Here is a 25,629-nt window from a genome sequence, read left to right on the forward strand (position 1 = left end):
TGTGCCGAGCCGCAATCCGGCCATGCCGGACGGGCCTGACAATCCGCGGCGGTGACGGTAGCGTGTAGCTCGGGTGGGGAGTTGGCCGATGTTCCGAGGCTTGTTGTCCGCGCTGGTTGTGGTTTGCGCCTGGACTGGCTGCGGCACAGGATGTTGAAACTCCGGCGGCGCAGGCGCGCGGGCCGATCTCGATCGAGTCATTCACACGCAATGCCGCGATCTGGTCGGCAACGCTCTCACCGGATGGACGTTCGATCGCGGCGATCCAGGAATCGGCGCTTGGCGATGTCGTCACCATCATTGATTGGCGCACCCGCGCCGCACGCGCGACGACTTTGGCGCGGCGCGACAATAATCTGCGGCTGAATTGGGTCGCCTGGAAGAACGATAACCGCATCGTCTTTTCACTTACCCAGGAACCCGTCTGGCGCGGCGAGCGGCTCATCGTTCCTGGTTCGACGCGTGTGTTCGCCTCGGACCGCGATGGTTCGAACATGACATTGATGTTCTCGGGCGAGCTCAGCCGCCGCGTCCGCGGCAATTCCGGCGTCATCGTGATCGACATGCTGGCGAACGAGCCTGAGCAAATTCTGCTGGGCACTTACGCGCAGCACGGATTTACGGTCTATCGGGTGAACGTCACTACCGGACGCACCACCAACATTGTCGATTACGCCGATTGGGACACCATCGCGATGTACGTCGATGGCAATGGCTATCCGGTTCTTCGCGTCGATGCGCTGACTGACAATTCGGGCTTGCGTATGTATCGCCGCGCGCCGAACCAGCGCGATTGGCAAGTCGCGCACGAAGTCCGCCGCTCCGTAACGTCGGAAAATCGCTATTTCTCGCCTCTCGGCGCCGGGCCTGGCCCTGGACAAGTCTATGTCGCGGCGCGCTCGGACGGCGAAGAATTCCAGTCCATCTATCTCTACAACACTGCGACGGGCGCGCTCGGCGCGCCGGTGTTTCAGTATCCCGGCGCCGACGCTGCCGTGGCGTGGCTCGACACAAACGATCACTCAGTGCTGCTCGGGTGCGGTGAAACGCAGCGATGGCAGTGCCGCGCCGCGCGGCCCGGCACGCAGCGTCACTTCGATGCGCTGATGGCGTATTTCGAAGGGCAAGTGGACATCGCCTTCCGAGGCGTGTCCGAGGATGAGCGCTTCTGGCTCATCTCGACGCACGGTCCGCGTTCGCCGACGTCGTATTACGTTTATGAACTAGAGACCGCACACGTTTCGTTCGTGGCGTCGACGCAGCCGCACTTCATGCCCGAGGATCTCGCGCCGATGCGTGTGGTCAATTACACGGGCCGCGACGGCGTTCCGCTTTGGGGTTATCTCACCGAGCCGCCAACGCCGGGCCCGCATCCGCTTGTCGTTTATCCGCACGGCGGACCAGAGACGCGCGACTCTTACGAGTACAATTTCTTCGTCCAATATCTCGCCTGGCGTGGTTACGCGGTGTTCCAGCCGAACTTCCGCGGATCAGAAGGTTCGGGCCGCTCCTTCGCCACCGCAGGCTATCGCCAATGGGGCCGTCGTATGCAGGATGATGTCACGGACGGCGTCATGCATTTGGTCGAAAGCGGCGCGGTGGATCGCAACCGCATGTGCATCGTTGGCGCGTCCTATGCTGGCTTTGCGGCGCTCGCCGGCGCCGCGCTGACGCCTGATCTCTATCGCTGCGCGGTTTCAATCGCGGGCGTATCAGATCTGCTGGCAATCTTGAGCGAAGAGCGCTCGGAGCAAGGCAGAGGCTCAGCTGTCTATTCCTACTGGACGCGTGTGATGGGCGATCCGTCCACCGATCGCGACGAACTCATTGCCGTATCGCCGGCGCGTCAGGCGCAGAACATTCGCGCGCCAGTGTTGCTCATTCATGGCGAAGACGATTGGGTTGTGCCGATCGACCAATCGCAGCGCATGCGCCGCGCTTTGGTTGATGCAGGAAGGCCAACGGAACTCATCGAGCTTGAAGGCGAAGGTCACTTCTGGGGCAACTGGTCACGCGAGCATCGCCAGCAGCTTCTCGAAACAACCGATCGCTTCCTCGCCCAGCATCTTGCGGCTGAGTGAGCCGCAGAGAAGCCATGATGGCGCTTTCGCGGCGGCCCTGAAGCAATGCAATTCGAAGTGGTGGATAACTCTCGTGCGCCCCGCGGCGACACCGTGCTCACCAATGGCGGCAATGACATCATCCAGGTCGACAGCGCCGCGCTGCTTCTTGATGGCGGATCCGGCATCGACACCATTCAGTTCGTCGGTGACGTCAATGGCATGCTGCAAGCCGACGGCAATAGCGATGGGTTAGCCGACGTCGTGTTCGCCACTGGTGGCATCCAAGTCAGCTTGCGCTCCAACGCCATCTTCGATGACGGCTTCGGCAATTTTGGTCAGATTTTCAATATCGAGAATGTCGACGGCTCGCTGCTGGATGATTTCATCCAAGGCAATGACAATGCCAATATTCTGCAGGGCCTCGACGGCATCGACATCATTTACGGCTATGGCGGTGACGATATTCTCGATGGTGGCGCAGGCGATGACACGCTGCGCGATGGCCCGTCGTCGTACAATGGCCCGAGCGGCAACGACACGCTGCGCGGTGGTGATGGCAACGACTACATGAATGGCGGCGCGGGTGTCGACACGTTCGACGGCGGCGACGGCGCCGATCGTGTCAGCTTCTACAATCTCGCTGCTACGCAAGGCGTGGTCGCTAACCTGATGACCCAGGCCATCAGCGATGACGGGTTCGGCAATGCTGAAACGATGGTTTCGGTCGAAGGCATCGGTGATGGCACCGCTTACGCAGATACATTCATCGGCAGCGATGGCGCCAACCTCATTCTCGCGTCCACTGGTGATACCGTGCAGGCGAATGGTGGGGACGATACGTTCCAGCTCACAGGTGCGACCACGCTGCTCGATGGCGGCGCGGGCGTCGACACCATTTTGGCTTTCATGGGTGACACCCAAGGGCGCCTACAGATCGACAATAACGGCGATGGCTTGGCGCAGATCATCCATGCCACGCAGGGCGTGAACGTCGACCTCCACAACAATCGTATCAACAATGACGGCTTCGGCGGCTCTGGCGTTATTACCAACGTCGAGAATGTCGGCGGTTCGGCGCTCAACGACACTATCTTCGGCAACGACACGGTCGGGAATGAGTTGAGCGGTTTTGAAGGCAACGATGTCCTGTCCGGCTATGGTGGCAATGACACGCTGAACGGCGGCGCCGGCAACGACACGCTGAACGGTGGAACGGGCGTCGATACCGCGACCTACGTCAATGAGACCGACGCGATGTTCGTCGATCTCGCTACTGGTACGGCACGCCGCGGCTCCGCGGGGGCATCGGTCGAAGATACGCTCGCGCAAATTGAGAACGTCACAGGCGGCGGCGGTGATGATGTTTTGACCGGCAACAATTCCGCCAACATTCTTGCGGGCGGCGTCGGCAACGACACTATTCGTGGCGCAGGCGGCGCCGATACTCTGCTTGGTGAGGCCGGCAACGACACGATCGTCTTCATGTTTGGTGATGGGAACGACGTCATCGACGGCGGCGCTGACACAGATACGGCGAGCATTTTGGGAACGACTGGAAATAATGGGCTCAATGTGACGTTTGACGGCGTCTCCATCACGGCGTTCGGCTCAAGCACTGTTGCCAACGTTGAGACTGTCAACGCGGAACTCGGCGCAGGCGCCGATACCTTGGCCTATGTGGGCGCGACCACAAACCTTTCGGTCAATCTGCAAACGGGCGCCGCGTCCGGGTTCGGATTTATCAGTGGCGTCGAGAACGTTACCGGCGGCAGCGGCGCCGATACGTTCGTTGGCAGCGCGGACGCCAACCGGTTTACTGGTGGCGCCGGCAATGACACCTACTATGTCGGCGCTGGCGATACTGTGGTGGAGAGCTCGGGCGGCGGCACTGACATCGTCTATGTCAACGCTGCGTCGTTCACGCTGAGCGCCAACGTTGAAAACCTCACGTCGGTGTTCGCGGGCGCCTTCTCCGGTTCCGGCAACGGGTCGGACAACATCATTATCGGTGGCAATTTTGGCTCTAGCCTGGATGGCGGTGGCGGCAACGATACGCTGATTGGCGGTTCAGGCATCGATGCACTGAATGGCGGCGCCGGTGCGGATCGTCTCGTCGGCGGCGCCGGCGATGACATCATGAATGGCGGCACCAATGACGATGTGTTTGTCTTCTCGGCAGGCGGTGGCAGCGACACGATCTCCGGCTTCGACGCTAACCCGACGGGTGGGCAAGATCTGCTCGACCTCACGGCCTACGGCATCACGGCCGCAAATTTCGCAGCGCGTGTGTCGATCGTAGATCTAGGCGCCGATACGCGCATTACGATCGACGGCACGGACATCATCACTCTGCTGGGAGTCAACGGCAACGGGACGAACATCATCACACAGACCGACTTCATTCTCGGCGGGCCGTAATCAGGCTTGGTCCCGGAGCGCTTCGGTGGCGCTCCGGGGGGGCTAGGCGGTGCCATTGTCTGCGAAGCTGTGTATGAACGCCGCTGAGGCAAAGGCCGGAGGCGGGGTTGGCGGGAACTAGCGGGAAAACGTTGCTTCAGGCCGGAACGAAGGGCCTGCAGCGGCGCGGTTACACGCTTCTCGCCTTGTGCTTTGTTGTTCTGACCATTGCGGTGTTCATCGCCAATCCTGGCGTGCTCACCTCGATGCGTTCGATAGTGTTTGACACCTATCAGCGCCTTTCGCCGGCGGCGCCTGTCGCGGGCGATCCGGTGCGCGTCGTCGCAATCGATGAAGAATCGCTGGCGCATCTGGGCCAGTGGCCGTGGCCGCGGCCTGTGCTCGCACGCTTGACCGATAATCTCGGCGCTCAAGGCGCGCGTGCGATCGTTTACGACGTCCTGTTTGCGGAGCCTGATCGCACATCGCCCGAGCAGATGCTGGAATGGATGCCGCCTGAACGCAGCGCACGTATTCGCAATGTCATCACCGGCTGGCCGACGCATGACAGCGAGTTCGCGGCGGCGATCGGGCGCAATCCCGTCGTGCTTGCGGCTGCAATGCAGTCCGAGCCGACGACGGAGATGTTTCCGTTCAAGGCCGGAATGGCGACGCGGGGGCCTGATCCATCGCCCAGCCTTTCGCGATATCAGGGCTTCTCCGACAATCTCACTGAGCTCAGCGATGCGGCGCAGGGCTTGGGTTTTATCAATTGGGTGCCAGATCGCGATCAGGTGATCAGGCGCGTGCCATTGCTCGCGGTGCACGATCTCACTGTCGTGCCGTCGCTGGCGCTCGAAGCGCTGCGTGTTTCTGAACAGCAATCGACGTACGTCGTCGAGACATTCGGTGGTGAGCGGCCTGGCGTGCTTGCCGTTCGTCTCGGCGATCGGGTTTTCCCAACCGACCCGCAAAGTTCGGTGTCGATCCATTTTAGGCGTGGCGATCCATCTCGCTATATTTCCGCCTGGCGCATTGTCGAAGGCGAGTTCGCCGCCAGCGACGTCGCCGGCAAGATCATCCTCATTGGCGCGACGGCGCCGGGCTTGATGGATCTCCGCGCCACGCCGCTCGACGCATCGGCGCCGGGTGTCGAGGTGCACGAACAGGTGATCGAGCAGATGCTGGGTGGCCGCTTTTTAACGCGCCCGGATATCGCGCCCGCCATCGAGCTGCTGGCTGCGCTCGCGGCGATCCTTATCATCGCGCTGGCCGCGCCGCGTCTTCCTGCGGGTCTCGGCGCGCTTGTTGGTGTTGGTGTCGTTGTCGCGTTTTTCGCGATCAGCCTGCTGGCGTTTCAGGCCAAGGGCTATCTGTTCGATCCGATCTTTCCGGCGGCGGCGGCTTTTTTGTTTGCGGCCGCATCTTCGGTTTATCTTTACCAGCGTACTGAACATCAGCGCGCGCAGATCCGCCGCGCCTTCAATCAGTATGTCGCGCCGGATGTGGTCAAGCAGCTTGTCGCGCATCCCGATCGTTTGGCGCTTGGCGGTGAGGTACGTGATCTCACGTTGTTGTTCTGCGATGTCCGCAACTTTACTGGCATTTCAGAGGGGATGAGCGCTGAGCAACTGACTTCGTTCATCAACAGCCTGCTGACGCCGATTACCGACATCATCATCGAGCGTGGTGGCACCGTCGATAAATACATGGGCGATGCCATCATGGCGTTCTGGAACGCGCCGTTGGATGATCCAGATCACGCGCGCCGGGCCAGCGAGGCTGCCATCATGATTGCAGCGCGCATGACGGATCTCAACGATATCTGGCGCGCCGAGGCGCAGGCGCGCGGCGCTTCGTTCAAGGACGTCGCCATCGGTATTGGCCTCAACACCGGCGAGTGCTGCGTCGGCAATCTAGGCTCGCACCAGCGCTACGATTATTCCGCGATTGGCGACAACGTGAACGTTACGTCGCGCTTGGAGAGCCTCACAAAGCTCTATGGCCTCACTCTCATTGTCAGCGAAGAAACAGTAAAGCGCACGCCGACGCTCGAATTCTTCGAGATTGATCGCGTGCGCGTGAAGGGTCGGGCCACACCAACGCGGCTCTTTACGCTCGCACAACATGTTTTGCCGGCGGACTCGGCCGGCGAGGCGAAGGCGACGCACGAGACGTTTCTCGCCGCCTATCGCGCCGGGCGTTGGGAGGAGGCAAGGGCGGCGCTCACGCCGCTACGCAATCACGCGCCGCTCGCAACGCTCTACGGGATCTACGCGCAGCGCATGGAAAAGCTTGCGCAAGCCAGTCCGCAGAATTGGGACGGCGTCTACGATCTTGACGAGAAGTAGCCTTAAAACCGCGAACGCAGCGAGAGCTGGACGCGCTCGCCATCATATTCAAACAGCGGATCGTTCGAGTCGTTGTCGCGATACTGATAGCTCAGGCGCACAGCGCATTCGCATGGTGCAAAGTTCTGCACGGTGACGGCCGCTTCCGGTGAGACCAAGAAATCCGCGCGATCGTCGCCGCTGAAGAGCGTGGATTCGGTATAGTTGCGCTGACGCAAGCTGCCGCCGGCCGAGAGGATGAGCTTGTCGTTGACCTGGTAGTTGTAGGTCGCTTCCGCGCCGTATTCGAGGAACTGGCCGGGCGAGAGGTCGCCGAGGAAGGTGAAGGACGTGCCCTCGATATCGCTCCAGCGCGCCCACGGGATCACCACGAACGTGTCGCTGTCGCTGAGGATGCGGGGCACTGAGAGGCCGCCGATCAGTTCCGCGTACGGACCTTGATCGGCGACTGCGTCATCGGCGTATTCGCGATAGCCGGCGCGCAGGCGTGTCCAATAGGACATGCCGCTGCTTTTGCCTTCGACGGTGACGCCGATATTGTAGTCGTTGAAGAAGTGATCGCCATTGAGTGTCGCGACCCCGATGCCGATTGAAGGAATCGCCGCGACGTGCGGGCCGACATAAACCAGCGGGCCTGTTTGGGCGCCGACATAAAGACGATCCAGTTCGTCGATATCCGGCGTGGTTTCCGCCTCAACGTTCACGATCGAGCGCCAGTGGCGTCCGCCAAGGTTGCGCTCGTCAATTAGAGTGCCGCGCGCGAAATAGCTATAGGCATCCTCTTCGAGGACGGCGCTGTTCAGTGCGTTCGAATCCCAACGCACGCCGAATTCAGTGTTGAGCGTCGTGAACGGTGGTTCGATCAGGCGGCGGATGCGCTCGTAACCGCGGCGCGCTTCTTCGTTACTGGGATCGTTGATCATCACGCGCTCATAGGCGGCGAGCGCCAGGCGGAGATGGCCTTGCTGCTCGGCCGCACGCGCGTACTCAAAGTTGAGTTCCGCGTCCTGCGGGTTGTCTAGGATGCGGTCGCTCAGCGCGCCCAAATCCTGCGCAAAAGACGACGAAATCGAGATCATGCTGACGCTCGCCACCAGCAGCAGAGCGCGGCAAAAGCCGGCGATTTTTCCCCGAGTTCCCATCGAAAAGTTCCCACCGCCTTGAAAAGCGCTCCGATACTAGGAGCCTTATCGGTCCGTACAAGTCTGCAACTCTGTTTGGAGAGAGGACTTCGCCTATCGGCACGATTCCGGGCAAACGCAGCCCGCCGGCGGCGAAGACGCTGCGAAATCGTTGCCAAATGACGCATTCTGCCGATAGCTTGATCAAAGAGGCCCCCACGCGGCGGGCCAAGGTGGGTTAACTATGCGCGCAGCAATTTCGGGTTTCGGCGCCTGTCTCTTCGCCATGGCGCTTGCGATGAACGCACAAGCACAAACGCCCACGCGCATCGGTGTCGCCGCCGGCGTGCGCAATGAAGTGACGGCAAGTTTGGGCCAGCAGCCACGCAATCTGACCGCGGGCGCGGCGGTCTTTCAAAACGAAACCGTGCGCACCGGCGCTAACAGCGTCGCGCAATTGTTGTTCGCGGATCAGACAACGCTGAGCGTTGGTCCACGCTCTGAAATTCGGCTCGATCGTTATGTCTATGATCCGAGCCGTTCGACCGGCGATGTCGCTGTGTCGTTGACGAACGGCGCGCTGCGTTTTATTTCCGGTCGTCAAGATCCGCGCAGCTATTCGATCCAAACGCCTGTCGCCACCATTGGCGTGCGCGGCACTATCGTTGATTTCTTAATGATGGACGGACGCATGTTCGCCATTCTCGCCGAGGGCCGCGTGATCATCACGCTGAGCGATGGCCGCGCAATCCAACTGACGCAGCCCGGCAAGGCGATCGAGTTCTTCGCCGACGGCTCGACGTCGCAGCAATTCACCTGGCGCGGCCGCTATGAAGCTGGCTTGCGCGCAACTTCGTTCCCGCTCTTCGGCAATCCATTCGCCGACATGCTGGGATGGGAAGGCGCAAATAATCTCGACGACGATACCAACGTCACCGACGAGCTGTTCGCGCGCGATCCCTATGGTGACTTCTGCCAGACCTATTACTGCGACTGAGCCGATCGCGGCCGGCATAGCCGGATCTGAGTTTCCGCACGCCCAAAAGGCCATTGTGCCGTGACAGCACGGCGCAGGGTTTCGCCAAACTCATCAGTTGAGATCGCCTCTCAAGTGCGTTAAGAGCCTCGCCGGGCAGGTGGGGGTGCACATGAAACTCAATATGAACAACGGCCGCGCGCTCCGGTTTGCGTGCGCCGCAGCGGCCATCAGCGTCGGATTGAGTGGCGTGGCTGCAGCGCAGACTACCGCTGACGACACCATCACCGTCATCGGGCCGCGCAGTTATCGCGCCGCCGAGACTTCCAGCTCCACCCGCACCGATACGCCGCTGATTGACGTGCCCCAGTCCGTCACCGTGGTCACCGAAGCGGAGATCCGCGACCGCGCCGCGCAGAATCTCGCCGATACTGTGCGCTACGTGCCCGGCGTTTCATTCGCGCAGGGTGAAGGCAATCGCGACACGCCGATTTTCCGCGGCAATGCAACGACCGCCGACATGTTCGTCGATGGCGTGCGCGACGACGTTCAATACTATCGCGATCTCTACAACGTCGAACGCGTCGATGTTCTACGTGGCTCCAACGGCATGATCTTCGGCCGTGGTGGCGGCGGCGGCGTGCTCAATCGCGTCACGCGCCAAGCCAATGGCCGCAACAGCCATGCCTTCACCACGCAGTTCTCAGGCGAAGGCGGTGGCCGTGTCACGGGCGATCTCGCCATGGCGCTCGATGAAGTGGCCTCGTTTCGCGTGACGGGCGTCTACGAAGATAGCGAAAGTTATCGCGATGACGTCACCTACGAGCGCAACGGCATCAACCCGACCTTGCTAGTTGAGATCGATCCGTCAACCTCGCTGCGCGTCGGCTATGAATACTATGACTATGAATTCGTCGCGGACCGCGGCGTATCGAGCTTCAACGGACGCCCGCTTGACGTCGATCCGAGCGCATTTTTCGGCGATCCGGCCCGCAGTCCGACGACCACGACCGTCAACGCATTGAACCTGCGTTTCGAACATGAGTTCAGTGGCGGCGCGCGGATCAGCAATCACACGCGTTGGGGTATCTACGACAAATTCTATCAAAACGTCTTCGCCGGCGCGCCGTCAGGCGGCGGCGCCAACGTCGCGATCGAAGCCTACAACCAAGCCACAGATCGCAACTCTTTCTTCAATCAGACCGATCTCACGCTCGAACTCGCAACCGGCGGCGTTGAGCACACCATCCTCGCAGGCTTCGAATTTGGCCGTCAGATCACCGACAACTTCCGCGAGACTGGCTATTTCACAGCGATATCTCCAACGGCGACGTCGGTCACCGTCCTGGTGAGCAATCCGCGTTACACCGGCCCGATCGAGTTCCGGCAAAGCGCAAGCGACGCCGACAATCACGGCGCCGCGACCCAATACGCCGCCTTCGTGCAGGACCAGGTAGAGCTTTCGCCGCATTGGCAGGCTGTTATCGGCGTTCGCTATGATCGCTTCGAGGCTGAGCTGACCAATGAACGCACGGGCGCGCAGTTCAGTGCCGAGGACAGTCTTTGGTCGCCGCGTGTTGGCCTCATCTTCAAGCCGGTTGAGAACGCCTCGATCTACGCCAGTTATTCGCAGACATTCGTTCCGCGCGCGGGCGAGCAGCTAGCTTCACTCAGCGCCGCCAACTCGCCTCTTGATCCCGAAGAATGGGAAAACATCGAGCTCGGGGCGAAGTGGGATATCCTGCCGTCGCTGTCGCTTACGGGTGCGATCTACCAACTGCAACGCACGAATGTCGCTGTCACCGATCCGTTGAACGCGACCCAGCTCATCCTCGTCGATGGCCAGCAAGTGCAGGGCTACGAGATTGGTCTGAGCGGCGACATCACCGACAATTGGCATGTTGTTGGCGGCTACGCCTATCAAGATAGCGAAATCCTCACCAACCAATCCGCCATAGTTCGAGCGGGCGCGCGCCTCGCACAGACACCGGAGCAGACGTTTTCTCTCTGGAACCGCTACGACCTCACGCCGTCACTCGGCGCGGGTCTTGGCGTTATCTATGTGGGTGAGCGCTTTGCCACGGTTGAAAACCTCGCAACACCGGCGAGTAACGTCGTTCTCGGTGGTTATACGCGCGTCGATGCCGCCGCCTATTGGACGATCAACGATCAGCTTCGCGTACAGCTGAACGTCGAGAACCTTCTGGACGAAGAGTATTTCATCAACGCTCACAGCGCGACGAACATCATGCCCGGATCGCCGCGTTCATATCGCGTCGCGCTCACAGCAGCCTTCTAGAAGCTCGTTACTGGGCGATTGGGCCCATAGCGCGGCGATTGTGCTCCGCCAATTCGTAATAGTGCGGCGCCAAGGTAAGCGCGGTCGCCAGCAGACGATCGGCGACGGCGCGATCGCCGCGGCGCGCGGCTACGACAGCGACGTTGTTAAGCGTTGCGGGAAGATTGCGTTCTGCAACGCGCGGCCAGCGCGGCGTCATACTGACCGGTCATGGCCAGTGCCATGCGGCGATTGTTGGTTGCGGTCGTCAATGTCGGATCGAGGGAGATCGCGGCGTCAAAGGCTTGCATGGCGTTCGCGGGTTGACCGCGTTGCATCAGAGAGAGGCCGCGATTGTTTTGAAGCGTCGCTTGGTGCGGCGCCTGCCGTGAGGCCGAGATTGTAGGCAGCGTCGGCGGCGTTCCAGTCGTGTTGGGAGTCCGCGATCATGCCGAGGCCATTCCAGGAGCGCCAGAGCGTATTGTCCAATTGAACGGTGCGTTGAAGCGGGCCTTCGGCGGCAGCGAGACAGCGCGCGGCGTTTGCGGCGACGAAGCCGTGGCCGAATATGTCGGTCTCTTTCCGCACGCGACCTATCGCATGATTGAAGGCGCAGTCCATGAGCAATGGTGGGATTAGCCGGACGCCTACGAGACGGCGCCGCGCGAATGCATAGTCTCACTTGATGGCGCGCCTTAGTGGATGGCCGAAGCGACGCGCCTCGCGCGGGAGTGGCGGCTCCGGAGAGATTCGAACTCCCGACCGTGTCCTTAGGACGGACCCGCTCTATCCAGCTGAGCTACGGAGCCTACCAAGCGGAGAGCTAGGGAAATCGCGGCCGTATCGCAACCTGTTTGCGGCCCCGAAGGCTGGACACTCCAGCCGCACCCGGCCCATGGTGCGCCGGGGCGCGAGAGGCAAACGGGGAGACGCCGTTCATGGCGCAGAAATACGCCAATACCTGGTCGCGGGCGGCGGCCAGCCTCACAGCGCTTTCGCATACGCAGGCTGGCGCCTTTCGTTGGGGTGTGTTGATTGTCCTGATCGCTGTGTGGTTCGTCGGCGGGCTTTGGCTGTGGCGCGCCGAGCCGCTCTCGGAAGCGCTCTACCGTACCTTCAGCGCCGTCAGCATGTGGGACGAATATTTCAACGCCAATGAGCCGATGCGCGAAGTGGTGCGCTATGCGGCGCTGGCGGCGCCGGTAGTAGGCTTGTTGTTCGCGTTTTCCGGCCAACTTGGCCGTTCGCTGGCGCGCATTTTCAATCTCGGCGCCGCCCGCCACGTCGTTATCGCCGGCGATAGCGTCGCCGCGCTGTCGTTGGCGCAAGATTGCCGTAAGCGCAGAGATTCCGTAATCCTCATTGCCGACGAGCTGCCCTCGGAAACGGCACTTGGGCTGCGGCGCAAGGGCGTTATCGTGCTTGAAGGCAACGCCACTCACGTCGAGACCTTGCGCACCGCGCGCGCCCATCACGCCGCTCACGTCATCGCCTACGAGCCTGACGATACTGCAAATCTCCAGATCGAAGCCGCCGTACGCCGCCTCGTTGGCGATGCGCGTCGCAAGCCGCCGATTGGGGTGCATGTCTCGACGCGCTCGCCGATGTTGCTGAAAGAAGCGCGCGAAATGCGCTCGGCCCAGGTGCGCAAAAAGAAGAGCCAGGCTTCGCCGATCGATCCCAAGCCATTCTCGCTCGAAGAAATGGCCGCGCGCGCGCTGGTGCAGAAGGAGAGCCAGGTCTTGCTCTCGCTGGCGCAGCAGCTTGGTCAGCCGCGCTTGCACATCGTGTTTTTTGGTTTCGATGGCGCGGCGGAAGCCGTCGCCGAGCGCATCCTTATGAGCATGTGGTCGGCGCACTTTGAAGCGCCGCGCCTTACCGTGCTGACCCAAGCGCCGGAGGCCGCAGAGGCCGGTTTCAAAGCCCGTCACCGCGAAGCCTTCGCCAACCCGAATGCATGGGTCGCCGATATCGCCTTCCAGCAATTCGATTGGGACATGGCCTCGGTCGGCGCCGAAGTTCTTGAAGGTGTCGAGCAATCGCGCGGCAAGCCAACCGCGATCATCGTCTCCACCGGCTCCGATCCCGGCAACATCCATCTTTCCATCGCGCTGAAGCGCGTTTGCAATAACGGCATGCGCTGGCCCGTGCCGATTTACATGCGCGAGACCAGCCAATCGGAGTTTTCGCAGCAATACGCCAAGGGCGATGAGACTGAAGAGCTTGACGCTTACCTGCTGGCCTTCGGGGCGCATCAGGTCAACTCCACCCGCGCTCGCATCATCGATGGCTTGCTGGATCAAGGCGCGGCGATCGCGCACGAGCATTACAGTCGAAGCCTCGGCGAGCGCGATGCGATGAGCATGCGCGAGCTGCAAGCGGCTATGAAAGATTGGAGCGATGTGCTCGAAACTTATCGCGCCGCCAACCGCGCTGTCGCTGATGCAGCGATGGTGAAAGTCTGGGACGCGGGCTTCCGCGCCGCCAATAAGGGCGAGAAGGGCGAGCACAATGTCGCCGTGCCGCCGGATCTGCTGGAGCGGATGGCGCGGCGTGAGCATGATCGATGGATGGCTGAGCGCTTGATGTCAGGCTGGCGCCCGACCGGCTTGAGCGAGGCGCGCAACAACGATCTCATGGCGCACGATAAGATCGTCGGCTGGGATCAGCTTAACGAGAACGACCGCAACAACGACGTCACGCAGGTGCGCGCCTCAATGGATGTCGCGCGCCTGATGCACAAGGAAGGCTTCGTGCCGCGCGGCTAGTCGCCGATCCGGCCGCCGTCATCACGCGTAATCACGATCACTGCCGAGCGCGGCCAGGTGTCGCCACCATCGGGGAAGTGTGAAGGCGGCGGCGCACCCCCGCTCCAACGCTGGGCCGCGTAATCGACGCCCGCCACGTCGCTCGCGCCGGGATGCTGGATGCCGCAGAAAAACGCGCGCTCATCAGGCGCCATCAGCGGACCGCAAATCTCGGCTCCGACAGGACCCACGAGAAATCTCTTGATCGGACGTGGCCATTCCGCAGCGACCGGGGTCATTATCACGCAGTCGTTGCAGTCTTCGAAGATCGCATCACTGCCGTCCGTCGTGATCCAGACGCGATGTGAGGAATCGATGAACATGTTGTCGGGGCAGGCAAAGCGCTCGCCGCTGGTCGTTACTTCGCCGTTGAATGTAGACGCGATGAAGGCCTGCGCGCCGCCGCCGCGTGTGCGCTTGGTCGGCGACGTTGCATTGGGATCGCCGCCCATCACGAAGATGTCCCACGTGAACGTCAGCGCGCCGCAATCGCCATTGGCTTCGTCGAATCGCACGATATGGCCGGTGAGGTTGCTTTGCGCCGCATCCGGGTTTTCGTGATTCTCACGGCGCGGATTGCCGGGATGCGCAAAGCCGCGCTCGCTATTGTAGGTGCAGGCGATCAGAACCGGTCCGAGGCCCACGAGATTTTCGTCGCGCACTGCCTCGACATCTTCGGGGCGATCCATGGGGGTTGCGCCAAGCAGGCGCGCGGCGTCGCGCGCGCGCACCAGTGCGTCGGCTTGGTTGCGAAACCGCACTGGTGATCCTTCGGCTTCTGCTGCCCGGTTCGCCGCCGCTGCATCAATCGGCACCCAGCGGCCACTGCCGTCTTCTTCAAGCCGCGCCACATAGAGCTGGCCCTCGTCGAGTAGATCCATGTTCGCGTCGCGATTGGAGGGATCGAAGCGTCCACGTGTCACGAATTTATAGACGTGCTCATCGCGCTGATCGTCGCCGGTATAAACGGCAACGCGTCCGTCTCGCGTCAGGGCCGTCGTTGCGCACTCATTCTTCTTGCGACCAAGCGCGGTGCGCTTCTTCGGCGTTGAATGTGGATCATAGGGATCGATCTCGACAATCCAGCCGTAAAGTGAGGGTCCGTAAGGGTTCTCGGGCGTCCTAAATTGGCGCGGCGCCCGGTCAGGATTTCCGCCGTCCGCGTATCCGAACGAGCTCGCATCGAGCGCCAACGCCGGCTCTGCGATTTGCAGCCGCGTCGGCAGCGATCCCATGAAGAGGCCGTCGAAATTCTCTTCCGCCGTTAGATACGTGCCCCACGGCGTTAGCCCGCCAGCGCAATTCGCCGATGTGCCGCAACGAACCGCATCGGCCGGGGCATGAGCGCCCGCTGGCGCCGGTTCCGAGGCGTTCACAATCGCTGCTGCCGTCGTGATCCAAGGATGGCGCGCCGCTGGCCCGCTGAACACCATTGGCGTGAACGGCGTGATCCGCCGGTTTCGGCCCGATGTGGCGTTGCTCTTCACCACCCGCCATTCACCAGCGCTGCGTTCGAGCTCGACGACGCTGACCCCGGTCGCGGCATAGAAGGCTTCCATATGCGCTGGCGTCAGGTCGCGCGGCGAGCGCAGCGACGGAAACGCGAGCTCCGGTGAAATTTGTTCGTTGTTTGCGCACAAGATCATCCGATCCTGCGTGCTGGGCGGCGGATACGCATACTCGGCCGCGAAGAGCGCGAGCATGTCGTTGTTTTGTCCGAAGCGGCGCTCCTGTTCCGCGCGGGTCATCGAATCGAGATCGGGCGCATTCGCCATGCCTTCAAACAGCGCATCGCCCCAGGCGATGAGCTTGCGCCACGAATAGCCGGCCGGCAGCGTCACGGTGTCAGCGTTGGTTGCAGCAACTGAGGTGAAGCCCGCACCGTTCGCCGACAGCGCTCCCAGTGGCGCGCCTTGCGGTGACGCGCATGCGGTAAGCTCGAGCAATGGCAAGCCGACAAGCCCGCCCAACAACGCCCGCCGCGAGGCAATCAGTTCATTGATATGCTTGGTCACTTAGCACCGCCCTATAGAGTCGCCGCACGCCTACGTCGCCGATGCGACAGTGCTATGACGGGCCGAGCGCCTCGCGCAGGGACGCAATGTCACGCAGCTTTGCCTCGTACCATGACCAGTCATCGCTTTCGGCAATCGGCGCCCACACCTTCTCTACTTCGTCGATGATGAGTGTCGCCGGAGTGTCGCGTTGGAAGTAGGGGTGGCGCAGAAATTCGCTGGCGCTTGCGCCGGTGCGCCCGGCCATGCCGCTACGGATTGGCGCAAAGTCCGTGTCCGCATAAAGCGCGGCCTGAGGACTTGCCGCGGCGCGGGCGGCGCTCGCTTCGCCGCCATACCAATCGAAGAAGAACTGATCCCAACCAGCTTGGCTCTCCGTCAGCCATGCGAACAGCTCGGAAAGAAACTGCATGTCGGCGCCCATCTCGCCCTCGATCAGATTGAGGCGGGCGAACACACCGTCGCGCAGGCCGATCTGATACGCCGCGCCAAACCGATGCAACTCCGCTTCCAGCAAGTGCGCCGAACAAACGAGGCTCATCGCGCCGCCAAGCTGCGCCAGCGCCCACGACACCGCTTCGGGCTGGCGCCCAAACGCATAGAGCCCATTTTGATCGAAATACGCTGCCGTAAACGCCGGATCGCTGACTGGCACGAACCGCCAGGGCCCATAATCGAAGCTTTCGCCCGCGATGTTGAGATTATCGGTGTTCAGAACACCGTGTACAAAACCAGCCGCCATCCAACTGCCGGCGAGCCGTGCGTTTGCCTCGACCACATCGCCAAACAACGCAGCCGCACGCGCTTCGCCCTCTAAGGCGCGATGGCGCGGATAATACGCTGTGCAGCAATGCTCGATCAGCGTCTGCATCAAGTCTCGCCGCTCGAAATAAGCAACCCGTTGGAAAGTTCCAAACCGGATGTGACTGTGTGAGAGGCGCACCAGAACAGATGAGCGCGTCGGCGAGGGCTCATCGCCGCGGTGAAGCTGCTCGCCGGTCTCGAAGAGCGAGAACGGTTTGGACGTATAAACGCCCAACGCCTCCAGCATCTCCCCCGCCAGAACCTCGCGCACGCCGCCCTTCAGCGTCAGGCGCCCATCACCGAAACGTGAGTACGGTGTTTGCCCCGAGCCTTTCGTCGCGAGATCGAGCAAGCGGCCGTCGTTATCTCGCAATTGCGCGAACAAGAATCCGCGGCCGTCGCCAATGTCGGGATTGTAGGTTCTGAATTGATGCCCGTGATAACGCATCGCCAGTGGTTGGCTCATATTTTCCGGCAGCGCTTCAAAGCGTGCAAAATGCGCTTCCCACTCGGCCTCGCTCAGCGCGTCGAGCCCCACACGCGTCGCCCAGCGTTGGTTCCGCCAGCGTAATGCATGCTGTGGAAATCGCGCTGGCGCCACTGGATCGGCAAATTCTTGCCCGAGTGTCGCGAAGAGAGGATCGGGCCGGTAACGCGCCGTGACGGGCATGAGGTTCATCTAGGCGCGTGCGGGCGAGAAGTCATGCGTCATTCACGCGATGGGCCGTGACGAGCGCGGCGGTTTGTGGCAATCAATTGGCGGGGGCGACGGAAGGGTCGTGGGACTTATGTCGGCGCACACTTTGAGCATTGTCGGCGCGGTTTTCGCCTTCGTGACGCTCGGCGCGTGCACTGAAAACGCGAACGGCGCCAAGACCGAGCGCAGCTCTGCTGAGCGTGTCGCTGCGGCGCTCGATGTCTGCGGCGAAGATGGCGGCGAATTCGCTCAACGCGTGTGTGAAAACACATCGCTCGCCGCACTCGATAGTCAGGTCCGCCAAACCCTCGTCGCTGAATCGGCCTCGATATCGGACGCCGGCACGACGCTGCTTATCCAAAATCAAAACCGCTGGCGCGAGGCCGCGCGCGTGACGTGCGGGATTATCGATGCCGAGGCCCAGCCAGACCAGGACCAGCAACGCTGCCTGGAAGCGGCGTTCCGCGCGCGCGCTCAGGATGCGCAAACCGCCGTGCAGGAAGTTGGCGGCTACACCTTCCAACGTATGGAGCTCGTCGACGCCACGCCAGTGACCGCCGAGGTCGCGTCCGCGATGGGTGGATCCGCCCCGGTCGCGGTCGAGCGCGACATTCGCTTTCCGCGCATCGACGGCCCGCAGACCGCGGAGATCCGCCGCTTCAACGAACTCGTCGCGCAGCAGCCGCAGTTTCAGTTGGGCGACGCCACCAATGAGAACGTCAATTACTCGATCGCTTACGCTGGCCAGGAGCTGATCTCGGTCAAGTTCATTATCAGCGCCGACTCGATCGCCGCCGCCAACGCCACCAATACAGTGAAGGCTGTCACCGTGGTCATGAGCGATGGCGGACGCTTGCTTACGGAAGCGGACGTTTTCCGCGCCGCTTCGGGTTGGCAGGATTTCATCACTGACCGCGCCGTCGCCCGTATCGCGCGCGAGTTTCCCGATTACACCAACTTCCCGCCCCGCCGCGATGTTTATGAGACTGCGACTAAGCCGCACCTCTGGCTCATCACAGAGCAGGGGCTTGTCCTCATGTTTCCGCCGCTCTCGTTCGGCGGTTCGCACGCCGACGGCGGCATCGAGGTCACGATCCCCTGGACGGACCTGCGCCCGTACCTGAACCCCGCGGCGCCCGCGCCGATCCGCGCCGCCGTCTAATGGGTGGAGATGTCGCGCTCCAAAGCGCTGCGCGATTGCGCTAACCAACACCATGGATTCGCGCACCGGTTCGATCCTCGCTCTGGCTAGCGTCGTGCTCATCGGCATGACCGGCTTCGGCATCTTTCTGCCGATCTTTCCGTTCCTCTCGCTCGATCTCGGCGCCACTCCGACGGCGACTACGATCGCCATGGGTGCTTATTCGTTCGGTCAGCTCGTTTCCTCGCCGTTGTGGGGCAGGCTCAGTGACCGTATCGGCCGCAAACCCATTTTGATTGTCGGTCTTCTTGGTGGCGTCGTTTCCTATTTTTGGATCGCGCACGCCAACACCGTCTATGATCTCGGCGCCGCGCGTCTTTTCGGAGGGCTGATGGCGGGCAATGTGGGCGCCGCCTTCGCCGCCGCGGCCGATCTTGCCGATGACAAAACGCGCGCGCGCAATATGGGTCTGCTCGGCGCCGCCGTCGGCTTCGGTTTCATCGCTGGCCCGGCCTTTGGCGCGTTCTTAATTGGTCACGAGCCAACGCGCGAGAGTTTCGTCACTGTTTGCTACGCGTCCGCCGCGCTTGCCGGTCTCGCTGCTCTCGCGGCGCTCGTATTCTTCCGTGAAAGCCTCACGCCAGAGGCGCGGACCCAGCCCGGGGCGCGACGCCGTAGCCGCTTTACGTTGTTGGCCTCGCGTCCGTCACTGTTGCGCTTTGTCGTCGTCACCTTCCTCGCGATTGCCGCGCAGGCGCTGATGGAAACCACGTTCGGCCTCTGGGCAGACGCCGAATTGCAATGGGGTCCGCGCGAGGTTGGCTGGACGCTCGCGGCGCTCGGCGTTGGCGCGGTGCTACTGCAAGGCGGAGGCGCGGGCAGGGCGGCGCGCGTTCTCGGTGAGCGCATGACGCTGCTCATCGGCCTCACGCTTTTTGCTGCTGGCTTCGCGGGGCTCGCAGTCTCGCACGAGGCGCCGACCATGGCCGCCTCACTTACGGCTCTCGTTATCGGCATTGGCCTCGCAACGCCGGCGCTGAATTCGCTTATCGCCGCGCAAGCCGCCGAGGATGAGCGCGGCGAAGTTATGGGGCTGTCGCAATCGGCGTCCGCGCTGGGGCGCGTTGCTGGTCCGCTTGGCGCGGGTGCATTGTTCGATCAGTTGGGCTCAGCCGCGCCGTTTGCGATGGCCGCCGTCTTGATTATGGCTGCGTTGTTCGTGACGCTCGGCGAACCTGCTAAGGAAGCCTTCGGTCAGGCGCGCTGATTATTCCTTGTACGCGCGCCAAACGCCATCGCGGTCGCGCACTTCGTAGCCGTCATCAGTTTCGCGCACTGCTTGCGCCGCCAAAGGCGCTTTGCCGTGTCCGCCGGGAATATCCAGAACGTAAGCTGGCTGCGCTAGGCCCGACGCACGCTCATGCAGCGCCTGCGCCAATTCCTGCCCACGTTCGATCGTGCACCGGAAGTGCGACGTTCCCGGCGCCTTGTCGAGGTGATGCAAATAGTAAGGTTTCACCCGCGCCTCGACTAAAGCCCGCATGAGAGCTTCGAGCGTATCGACATCGTCGTTCACGTCTCTCAGTAGTACTGTCTGCGACAGCATTGGCACGCCGCTATCGACGATCCGCGCAATTGCCGCGCGCGCCTGATCCGTCAACTCGTGCACATGGTTCGTGTGCAGCACGACATAGGTCGTCGCGCCCTCGACGCGTAGTGCTTCAACCAAATCCGGCGTCACCCGCATCGGATCAACCGCCGGAATGCGCGTGTGCCAGCGGATGATCTTGACGTGCGCAATAGCCGCTAGCCGCGCCGTGATCTCGCGCACGCGCCGCGCCGATAGCAAGAAGGGATCGCCGCCGGTCAGGATCACTTCCCAGATACTGGGTTGGCTCTCGATATATGAAAGCGCAGCTTCCAGCTCGGCGCCGGTCAGCGTGCCGTCGCCATCCGGCCCCACCATCTCGCGCCGAAAGCAGAAGCGGCAATAGACAGGGCAGACATGCACCAGCTTCAGCAGCGCGCGATCGGGATAGCGATGCACCACGCCCTTCACGGGCGTATGCGCATCATCGCCAATCGGATCGCTGAGTTCATCAAGTGCAGTCTCAAGCTCTCGTGCGTCGGGCTGAAACTGTGCCGCGATTGGATCGTTCGGGCTTGTTGGATCGATCAGCGCTTCCATCGCCGACGTGATTGCGACGGCGTAGCGGCTAGCTACCTCCGCCAGCGGATCAATCTTCGCCTTCGCGCTCATCTCAAATCCCAAACGCTTTCGCGTACTCAACCTTACCGCCGCCCGCGAGTGCGCCCGGCTCGATCTCCAGCGCCATGAAGTGCGGCCCGGAGAAGGGAGCTTGCAGCGATTCCGCTAATGCGGGCGAGAAACCGAAGCGTGGATAATACTCCGCGTGCCCCAGCACAATGATCGCAACGCACCCCAATTCAGCGCATCGCGCGTTGCCGGCGCGGATCAATTCGCCGCCGAGACCGCCCTTTTGAAACGCAGGCAAAACCGAGACAGGCGCTAATGCCGCAGCGCGAAGCGTTTTGCCGCCGCGCACTATCGTCAAAAGCGAGTAGAGAATGTGCGCCTGGATCGCGATCTCACTCGCCGCCACCAGTTCAGCCAGGTCATCGCCGTCGGCCCGCAACTGCTCGACAAGATTGGCCTCGTCATCCTGCCCGAAAGCGTGCCGCACCACTTGGCGGATGGCGGCGCAGTCCGAAGGCGTGACGTCGCGGATCATCAACTCTGCCTAGACGCCACGGACGGCTTTCGCCAGAGCTAGGTCATGGACGCTGCCGAAGCTGACACCAACGCCGCGCACTTTGATCCGCAGTCGGATGACGTGTTCGGTCGCATTGCCGTACGTTACGACCGTCTTTGCGACGCTTTTAGCTTATTTGCACATCGCATCTGGAAGGATCGCATCGCCGGCCACATAGCGCGAGAGAAAGGCGCGTTAGCGCTCGATGTTGCCTCTGGCACTGGCGACATTCCCGTTCGATTGCTGCGCAACGACGGTGGTCCACAGCGCATCCTTGTCACCGACATTTCCGCACAGATGTTGGCGCAAGCTAAGAAGAAGCTTAAGGGCGCCACGCGCGTTGAGTTCCGCACTCTGGATGCTCACGCACTCGATCTTCCGGACGCTAGCGTTGATACTTATTCGATCTCTTTTGGTATGAAGATTTGTGATCGAGCCCGCGTCATGAGCGAAGCGATGCGCGTGCTGAAGCCAGGCGGCATTTTCTACTGTCTTGAAGCCGCGCGCATCCCCTTCGAGCCGCTGCACCAAGCCTATTTGCTATACATGGACTGGTGCTTGCCGACGATCGCACGCATCGCCACCGGTGGTGACGCTAGCGCCTACAATTACCTGCTACGCGGTGTGCATGATTTTCCACCGCAACGCGATTTCGCGCGTGAGCTGGAAGCGATCGGCTTCGAGAATGTCACATTCAAAAACCTGACGCTCGGCATTGTCGCCATCCATCGCGGTGTAAAACCCGCTAACCTGCCGGCGTCCACAGCACATCATTGATATGCCGCGCCCCCGTCGCCAGCATCACGACGCGGTCAAATCCCATGGCCACGCCGCTCGATGACGGCATGTGCGCGAGCGCCGTTAAAAAATCCTCATCGATCGGCCAGCGTGTCCCGTAGCGCTTCGCCTTCTCGTCCATCGCCGCCACAAGCCGCGCGCGTTGCTCTATTGGATCAGCGAGTTCTCCGAACCCGTTTGCAAGCTCGACACCGCAAGCATAGAGCTCAAACCTCTCCGCCACGCTCGCATCATGCGCGCTCCGCCGCGCCAGAGCCGCCTCTGAGATTGGATATTCTTTCAAGAGCGTCAGTGCGCCATCGCCAAGCTGTGGCTCAACGTGCTGCACCAAAGCCGCCGAGAATGCATCGCTATCCGCCGGCATGGAGATTGGGCAAAGCTGCGAAAACGCATCGCGCACGCTGATCCGTTCGGCCGCCGTGAATGGGTCGCAGCTCCGCTCGCGCCAGGTGAGCATTGCGCTCCCCGCCGCGCGCGCCGCCACGCGCACGATCTCCACGCAATCGTCCATGATCTCTTCGTAAGGCGCGTTGGCGCGATACCATTCGATCATCGTAAATTCGGGCGCGTGCAGCGGCCCGGTTTCGCCGCGCCGCCAGGTTTTGCCGAGGAAGAAGAGTTTCCGCTCGCCTGCCGCCAGTAGCTTCTTCATCGCGAATTCGGGGCTCGTATGCAGGTAATGCGAGCCTACCTCAAACGCATCGATGTGCGTCTCCGCTCCCGGCGAAACGGTGAGCATGTTGGGATCGGCTTCGGTGAATCCTCGCGCCCAGAACCATTCACGCACGGCGCGCTGGATCGCCGCCCGCGCCTCCAAAAACGGCCGCCTGTCCTGGTGGCGAGCCTTGTCCCAGAACGGCGTGCTCATTGTTCGCCTCGCCTTGGGGCGAGGGGGCGCGGGGCGGGGTGAATCGCCGGCATTGGAAGACCTTGCGCGCCGTCCCACCCCCCGACCCCTTTCTCTCGAGAGGAGGGGGAGGCAGTGCGCCGCTTTGCCAAATGCTCAAATCTGGCTAGAGAAGCCCTCAATTCTGGTCCTTTCGGGTATTTCAGGACCGCCGGCAGCCCGGCGGCAAGTGAGGTTTACGTGGTCAAAGTCATCGCCAGCGACGTCCGCAAAGGCAACGTTCTCGAGCACGAGGACGGCAAGCTTTACGTCGTGTTGAGCCACGAAACCTTCCGCCCTGGCAAGGGCACGCCGACGACTACGATCGTCATGCGCCGCATCACCGATGGCGTGAAGACCACCGCCGTCCACAAGACCACCGACGGTCTGGAGAAGGCCTTCGTCGAGCAGATCAAGCACACTTATTTGTTCGATGACGGCGACGCCGGCCTCGTCTTCATGAATCCAACCACTTTCGATCAGGTGCACCTCTCGAAGGACATGGTCGGCGATAGCGTCGCATATCTGCAGCCGGAAATGGTCGTTGACCTCACCATGTATGAAGGTCAGGCGCTCTCCATCGAACTGCCGCCGCGCATCACTGCTGTGATCGACACCACCGAACCGGTGGTGAAGGGGCAAACCGCCTCCTCTTCGTACAAGCCCGCTATGCTCGACATAGGCGTCAAGACGATGGTTCCGCCCCACATCGAAGCCGGCACGCGCGTCGTCATTTCGACCGAAGACGGCTCCTACGTCGAGCGTGCGAAGGATTGATGCTGACGCGTCGCGAAACGTTGCTGGGCGCCGCCGCGCTCGGCGCGTGCGCGCCGCTCAATCCGACCGCTGCCTACACGCCGCCGCCAAACGATCCGCGCTTTGCTACGATCGAGCGGCGCATTGGCGGACGCGTTGGTGTCGCGGCTTTGAACACGGCCACCGGGGATTGGATCGGCCGTCGCATCCAAGAGCGTTTCGCGATGTGCTCAACGTTCAAGTGGCTTCTGGCCGCTCATATGTTGCACTTCGACTCGCATCTCCCGGATTATCGCGACCAGCGGATGCGTTACACCGAAGCAGATCTGCTCGATTATGCGCCGGTAACGCGCGCAAACATCGTGAATGGCGCCGGCGACATGAGCATCCTGGAGCTGTGCCGCGCCGCCGTCGTCGTGAGCGATAACACCGCCGCCAACTTGCTGTTGCGCATCGCCGACGGCCCTCCAGGGCTCACGAACTTCATACGCAGCACCGGTGATGGCATCACGCGTCTCGATCGCATTGAACCGGAACTGAATGTTGTTCCGCTAGGCGAAGAGCGCGACACGACGACGCCTGACGCCATGGTGCGCACGCTGCAACGTATTCTGCTGGAAACCGGAGCTGTGCCGGAAACCATTCTTTCGGGGTCGCATCGCGAACGTATCATCGGTTGGATGGTTGAAAGTCCGACCGGACGTGAGCGGCTCCGCGCCGGCATTCCATCCTCGTGGCGTGTTGGTGACAAAACAGGCACGTGGCACGGCGAGAACAACGCCACAAACGATGTCGCCATCGCGTGGCCGCCAAACGGCGCCCCGATCGTGATCGCAAGCTATTTGCATGGCAGCACCGTCGAACCCGCCCAGCGCAACGCCGCGCACGCCGAGATCGCGCGCATCATCGTGGAGCAATTCAGCTAATGGCTTGGTATCGTCTCTTCGCGTGCGGCGAGGACTTTCCCGTCATTCTCGATAACAACGTCGAGATCGTAGGATTCTACACCACGCGCTATATCGAAGCACCGACCCAGGGCGAGGCCGAGGCGCTGTGCTCGGAACTCTTGTTCGAAGATGAAGACCTCCAACCGCCGCCGGGCGATTGGAGCGATCTGCAATCGCGCATCGTGTTCGAAGAAGTCGAGCAAGTCGCCGAACCTGTCGACATCGACGACAACTTCTCCTTCTTCCCGATGGATGAGAGTGACGAGGAAGATTATTGATGGCGAAGAAGGCCACCATCTATCACAATCCGAAATGCTCCACTTCGCGCCAAGTGCTCGAGATGATCGAGGCGGCCGGCTACAAGGCTGAGGTCGTGGAGTATCTCAAAGTCGGCTGGACCAAGAAGCAGCTCAAGGACCTTTTCGCGGCTGCTGGCATCACCGCTCGTCAAGCCTTGCGGACGAATGCGGGTGAGGCGGAGGAGCTTGGCCTGCTCGACCTAAAAGTTAGCGATGCAAAGCTCATCGATGCGATGGTGGAGCGCCCGGTTCTGGTGAATCGTCCGATTGTCGTCACATCCAAAGGCGCGTTGCTCGCTCGTCCTAAGGAAAGTGTGCGCGAAATCCTTTGACGCGCTTGGCGCACGGCGTACACATCGCCCGCCGGTTAAGGGAACGCGGTTTAATTCCGCGGCTGCTCCCGCAGCTGTACGCGGCGAGTTCGTTGACCATTACCACTGGAGCAATCCGGGAAGGGGTCAGCGCGCATCGACCCGCAAGCCAGAAGACCTGCCGGCATGAAAGCCTTTGGCCCGGGAT

Annotated in this window: 22 protein-coding genes, 1 tRNA gene and 1 riboswitch; of the genes, 14 read left to right on the forward strand and 9 right to left on the reverse strand. The window is 61.8% G+C overall.

Going from position 1 to position 25,629, the window contains the following annotated elements:
- Positions 1-116 precede the first annotated feature (116 nt).
- From ATE48_RS11295 to ATE48_RS11305, 3 genes are all read left to right on the forward strand, one after another.
- A complete protein-coding gene (locus tag ATE48_RS11295; RefSeq protein ID WP_066771574.1) occupies positions 117-2,081 on the forward strand; it encodes an alpha/beta hydrolase family protein in 1,965 nt (654 codons plus the stop codon).
- Between the two features lie 45 nt (positions 2,082-2,126).
- On the forward strand, positions 2,127-4,481 hold the full coding sequence (locus ATE48_RS11300) for a beta strand repeat-containing protein (RefSeq protein WP_066771577.1): 2,355 nt from the start codon (positions 2,127-2,129) through the stop codon (positions 4,479-4,481).
- Between the two features lie 131 nt (positions 4,482-4,612).
- Positions 4,613-6,811, forward strand: coding sequence for a CHASE2 domain-containing protein (locus ATE48_RS11305; protein ID WP_066771579.1), 2,199 nt, complete (start codon positions 4,613-4,615; stop codon positions 6,809-6,811).
- Positions 6,812-6,813: 2 nt separating this feature from the next.
- On the opposite strand, the gene ATE48_RS11310 is transcribed toward ATE48_RS11305, so the two are convergent.
- Complete coding sequence (locus tag ATE48_RS11310; RefSeq protein ID WP_066771581.1) at positions 6,814-7,953, reverse strand: surface lipoprotein assembly modifier; 1,140 nt, start codon at positions 7,951-7,953, stop codon at positions 6,814-6,816.
- A gap of 223 nt (positions 7,954-8,176) precedes the next feature.
- Between ATE48_RS11310 and ATE48_RS11315 the strand changes: the two genes are divergently transcribed.
- Together ATE48_RS11315 and ATE48_RS11320 are read left to right on the forward strand one after the other, a co-directional pair.
- Positions 8,177-8,929 (forward strand): FecR family protein, encoded by a 753-nt coding sequence (locus ATE48_RS11315; RefSeq protein ID WP_066771583.1) that lies wholly within the window; start codon positions 8,177-8,179, stop codon positions 8,927-8,929.
- 151 nt (positions 8,930-9,080) lie between these two features.
- Entirely contained in the window at positions 9,081-11,207 is a 2,127-nt protein-coding gene (locus tag ATE48_RS11320; RefSeq protein ID WP_156767738.1) for a TonB-dependent receptor, read from the forward strand.
- Between the two features lie 7 nt (positions 11,208-11,214).
- Here the strand turns inward: ATE48_RS11320 and ATE48_RS20065 are convergent, their stop codons facing one another.
- Together ATE48_RS20065 and ATE48_RS20450 are read right to left on the reverse strand one after the other, a co-directional pair.
- Complete coding sequence (locus ATE48_RS20065; protein ID WP_066771584.1) at positions 11,215-11,406, reverse strand: hypothetical protein; 192 nt, start codon at positions 11,404-11,406, stop codon at positions 11,215-11,217.
- Complete coding sequence (locus tag ATE48_RS20450; RefSeq protein WP_472286822.1) at positions 11,354-11,596, reverse strand: tetratricopeptide repeat protein; 243 nt, start codon at positions 11,594-11,596, stop codon at positions 11,354-11,356. The genes ATE48_RS20065 and ATE48_RS20450 overlap by 53 nt, the downstream gene beginning before the upstream one ends.
- A gap of 19 nt (positions 11,597-11,615) precedes the next feature.
- Here ATE48_RS20450 and ATE48_RS19430 point away from each other — a divergent pair, with 19 nt between their 5' ends.
- Positions 11,616-11,825, forward strand: coding sequence for a hypothetical protein (locus ATE48_RS19430; RefSeq protein WP_083197308.1), 210 nt, complete (start codon positions 11,616-11,618; stop codon positions 11,823-11,825).
- 93 nt (positions 11,826-11,918) lie between these two features.
- On the opposite strand, the gene ATE48_RS11335 is transcribed toward ATE48_RS19430, so the two are convergent.
- Positions 11,919-11,995: transfer RNA gene (locus ATE48_RS11335), tRNA-Arg, on the reverse strand.
- A gap of 129 nt (positions 11,996-12,124) precedes the next feature.
- Here ATE48_RS11335 and ATE48_RS11340 point away from each other — a divergent pair.
- A complete protein-coding gene (locus tag ATE48_RS11340) occupies positions 12,125-13,954 on the forward strand; it encodes an NAD-binding protein (protein ID WP_066771591.1) in 1,830 nt (609 codons plus the stop codon).
- Here the strand turns inward: ATE48_RS11340 and ATE48_RS11345 are convergent.
- A complete protein-coding gene (locus tag ATE48_RS11345) occupies positions 13,951-16,008 on the reverse strand; it encodes a PhoX family protein (protein ID WP_066771595.1) in 2,058 nt (685 codons plus the stop codon). The genes ATE48_RS11340 and ATE48_RS11345 overlap by 4 nt on opposite strands.
- Before the next feature lie 52 nt (positions 16,009-16,060).
- A complete protein-coding gene (locus tag ATE48_RS11350; protein ID WP_066774941.1) occupies positions 16,061-17,482 on the reverse strand; it encodes a protein adenylyltransferase SelO family protein in 1,422 nt (473 codons plus the stop codon).
- 118 nt (positions 17,483-17,600) lie between these two features.
- Here ATE48_RS11350 and ATE48_RS11355 point away from each other — a divergent pair, with 118 nt between their 5' ends.
- Positions 17,601-18,671, forward strand: a complete 1,071-nt coding sequence (locus ATE48_RS11355; RefSeq protein ID WP_156767739.1) for an RsiV family protein — start codon at positions 17,601-17,603, stop codon at positions 18,669-18,671.
- 52 nt (positions 18,672-18,723) lie between these two features.
- Positions 18,724-19,917 (forward strand): MFS transporter, encoded by a 1,194-nt coding sequence (locus ATE48_RS11360; protein WP_066771602.1) that lies wholly within the window; start codon positions 18,724-18,726, stop codon positions 19,915-19,917.
- Here the strand turns inward: ATE48_RS11360 and ATE48_RS11365 are convergent, their stop codons facing one another.
- Both ATE48_RS11365 and ATE48_RS11370 read right to left on the reverse strand, forming a co-directional pair.
- Positions 19,918-20,910: a lysine-2,3-aminomutase-like protein gene (locus ATE48_RS11365; protein WP_066771604.1), complete on the reverse strand. Its 993-nt coding sequence runs from the start codon at positions 20,908-20,910 to the stop codon at positions 19,918-19,920.
- Between the two features lies 1 nt (position 20,911).
- On the reverse strand, positions 20,912-21,403 hold the full coding sequence (locus ATE48_RS11370) for a GNAT family N-acetyltransferase (RefSeq protein WP_066771606.1): 492 nt from the start codon (positions 21,401-21,403) through the stop codon (positions 20,912-20,914).
- Positions 21,404-21,448: 45 nt separating this feature from the next.
- Between ATE48_RS11370 and ATE48_RS11375 the strand changes: the two genes are divergently transcribed.
- Positions 21,449-22,201: a ubiquinone/menaquinone biosynthesis methyltransferase gene (locus ATE48_RS11375; protein WP_066771608.1), complete on the forward strand. Its 753-nt coding sequence runs from the start codon at positions 21,449-21,451 to the stop codon at positions 22,199-22,201.
- Here the strand turns inward: ATE48_RS11375 and epmA are convergent.
- Positions 22,170-23,090 (reverse strand): EF-P lysine aminoacylase EpmA, encoded by a 921-nt coding sequence (epmA, locus tag ATE48_RS11380; protein ID WP_066771609.1) that lies wholly within the window; start codon positions 23,088-23,090, stop codon positions 22,170-22,172. The two genes, ATE48_RS11375 and epmA, sit on opposite strands and share 32 nt — an antisense overlap.
- Positions 23,091-23,309: 219 nt before the next feature.
- Between epmA and efp the strand changes: the two genes are divergently transcribed.
- Genes efp through arsC form a run of 4 tightly spaced genes read left to right on the forward strand, consistent with a single transcriptional unit; the run spans position 23,310 to position 25,442 of the window.
- The gene (gene efp / locus ATE48_RS11385) at positions 23,310-23,885 is read left to right on the forward strand and encodes an elongation factor P (protein WP_066771611.1); all 576 of its coding nucleotides are present in this window, start codon (positions 23,310-23,312) and stop codon (positions 23,883-23,885) included.
- Entirely contained in the window at positions 23,885-24,790 is a 906-nt protein-coding gene (gene bla / locus ATE48_RS11390; RefSeq protein ID WP_066771613.1) for a class A beta-lactamase, read from the forward strand. The genes efp and bla overlap by 1 nt, the downstream gene beginning before the upstream one ends.
- The gene (locus tag ATE48_RS11395) at positions 24,790-25,089 is read left to right on the forward strand and encodes a hypothetical protein (RefSeq protein WP_066771616.1); all 300 of its coding nucleotides are present in this window, start codon (positions 24,790-24,792) and stop codon (positions 25,087-25,089) included. Before bla ends, ATE48_RS11395 begins: the two co-directional genes overlap by 1 nt.
- On the forward strand, positions 25,089-25,442 hold the full coding sequence (gene arsC, locus ATE48_RS11400; RefSeq protein ID WP_066771619.1) for an arsenate reductase (glutaredoxin): 354 nt from the start codon (positions 25,089-25,091) through the stop codon (positions 25,440-25,442). The genes ATE48_RS11395 and arsC overlap by 1 nt, the downstream gene beginning before the upstream one ends.
- A gap of 15 nt (positions 25,443-25,457) precedes the next feature.
- Positions 25,458-25,621, forward strand: a riboswitch (cobalamin riboswitch).
- The last annotated feature ends 8 nt before the right edge of the window (positions 25,622-25,629 follow it).

Origin of the sequence: Candidatus Viadribacter manganicus (genome assembly GCF_001679665.1) — a bacterium.
Classification (GTDB): domain Bacteria; phylum Pseudomonadota; class Alphaproteobacteria; order Caulobacterales; family Aquidulcibacteraceae; genus Vitreimonas; species Vitreimonas manganica.